This is a genomic window from Elstera litoralis (assembly GCF_000963705.1).
Taxonomy (GTDB): Bacteria; Pseudomonadota; Alphaproteobacteria; order Elsterales; family Elsteraceae; genus Elstera; species Elstera litoralis.
Genome location: NZ_LAJY01000362.1, coordinates 1 through 2132, shown reverse-complemented (window position 1 = coordinate 2132; position 2132 = coordinate 1). Strand labels below are relative to the sequence as shown.

At 61.2% G+C, this 2132-nt stretch carries 1 protein-coding gene and 1 pseudogene; both read left to right on the top strand.

Going from position 1 to position 2132, the window contains the following annotated elements; all coding sequences use genetic code 11:
• On the top strand, positions 1 to 1847 hold a 1847-nt coding region (locus VZ95_RS22085; protein WP_156995296.1), incomplete at its 5' end, for a methyl-accepting chemotaxis protein.
• A gap of 103 nt (positions 1848 to 1950) precedes the next feature.
• A pseudogene (locus tag VZ95_RS13660) lies at positions 1951 to 2132 on the top strand (imidazoleglycerol-phosphate dehydratase); the annotation flags it as partial.

The window sequence follows — 2132 nt, the reverse complement described above, 5'->3', positions numbered from 1 at the left end:
AGCATCATCCGTGGCTGCGCACTGTGCGCCAGGAATCGGGCTATGGCGATTTGATGCTGTTCGATGCCAGCGCCAATCTGATTTATACGGTCGCGAAAAACGATGATTTCGCCACCAGCTTCCGCGCTGGGCCGTTCAAGGAATCGCATCTCGCCAAACTGGTGAAGGTCATCCGCGACAATCCCGAAGCGGGTAAGATCGTGATGGCCGATTTCGCCCCCTATAAGCCGAACGGCGATAAGCCGACGAGCTTCCTCGCCACGGCAGTGTTCCAGCCCGATGGGGCTTTCTCCGGCGTGCTCGCCGTGCAGTTGCCGGTCGATGGGATGAATAAGGTGCTCGGCAATACCGCCGGGATGGGGAACACGGGCGAGACCTATATGGTCGGCTCGGATCTGATGATGCGCTCGGTCTCGCGCTTCTCTGGGGCCGATGCGATTCTCTCGACCCATGTCGAAACCAGCTCGGTCAAAGCGGCGCTCGAAGGCCGCGACGGCGTGCATGAAATTACAAATTACCGGGATGCCGAGGTGATTTCCTCCTACCGGCCCGTCGATGTGTTCGGCATCCGCTGGGCGCTTTTGGGGGAAATCGATGCGGCGGAAGTGTTTGCCGATATCGATAGCCTGCGCAATACGCTGCTGATTACCGGAACCTTGCTGCTGGCGGTGCTGGCCGTGGTGGGGATTTTCACGGCGCGCGGGATTGCCGTGCCACTGAGTGCGATCACCAAAGCGATGAACCGGCTGGCCTCGGGCGATCTCGGCGTCGAAGTGCCGGGCCGCAAGCGCACCGATGAAATCGGCAAAATGGCGCTGGCCTTTGACGTGTTCAAACAGCAGGCCATCGATAACGACCGTTTGGCGCAGGAACAGGACGCGCTCGAAGGCCGCGCTGCCGAAGTGAAGCGCCGCACGCTGAACGAATTGGCGCAAAGCTTGGAAAGCAGCGTCAATCATGTAGTCCAGGAAGTCAGCGGTCTCGCCGACGATATGGAATCGACCGCACTCGGCATGACGCGCACCGCCGAAGACACTAGCCGTCAATCGGGTCATGTGTCCGATGCCGCGCAAAGCGCGGCGGAATTCGTGCAGAATGTGGCAAGCGCGGCGGATGAACTCAGCCGCTCGATCACCAGCATCACCAGCCAAGTCCAGGAAGCGGGCAAGGTTGCGGGCGACGCGGTGAGCAATGCCGATATGATTACCGACACAATGCGCTCGCTGTCGGAAGCGGCGCAGCGCATCGGTCAGGTCGTCGATCTCATCAATGGCATCGCCGGGCAAACCAATCTGCTGGCGCTGAATGCGACCATCGAAGCGGCGCGCGCCGGGGATGCCGGTAAGGGCTTTGCGGTGGTTGCGGGCGAAGTGAAGCAGCTTGCGACGCAAACGGCGCGGGCGACGGGCGATATTGCCGCCCAGGTGCAGATGATCCAATCGACCACCCGCCAAGCCGTCGACGGGATGGCGGGCATCGCCGCGATTATCCGGCGGCTCGATCAAATCAACGGCGAGATTTCCGGCGCGATCGATCAGCAGGACCGCGCAACCTCCGACATCGCCCTCTCGATCCAATCGGCGGCGGCCTCCACCAATACGGTTTCCGCCAGTATCGGCGGCGTGACGCAGGCTGCCATCGATACCGGCGACGCGGCGGTGCATGTGCTGACGATTGCGGGCAAGCTGAACGAGGAATCGACGAGCCTGCTGGAAACCATCGAAGGCTTCGTGCGCCAGTTGCGCGATACCGCCGATGGCGATGCCGTGGAACTCGCAGCCCCGGCGAATGATACGGACGAAGAAGCCCAGCATCGCCCGGTGTTGCTGTCGCAAGCGGCGGAATAACGCAAGGGTGCTGTGCGGGCGGGGGCTTCCGCCCCCCTTTCCCCACCTTCCTGCGCCTGTTACAAGGACGTAACACAGTCACGGCGAAGGGTTGGATCGGTCCATGCGGCAAGGGGACGTTCGGCGGAGCACGAAAGAAACCAGTATCGAGGTTCGGGTGAACCTGGATGGAACGGGCGTTTACGATGTTAAAACCGGCATCGGGTTTCTCGATCACATGTTGGAACAGCTTTCCCGCCATAGTTTGATCGATCTTTACGTGCGCGCCGACGGCGATTTGCATAT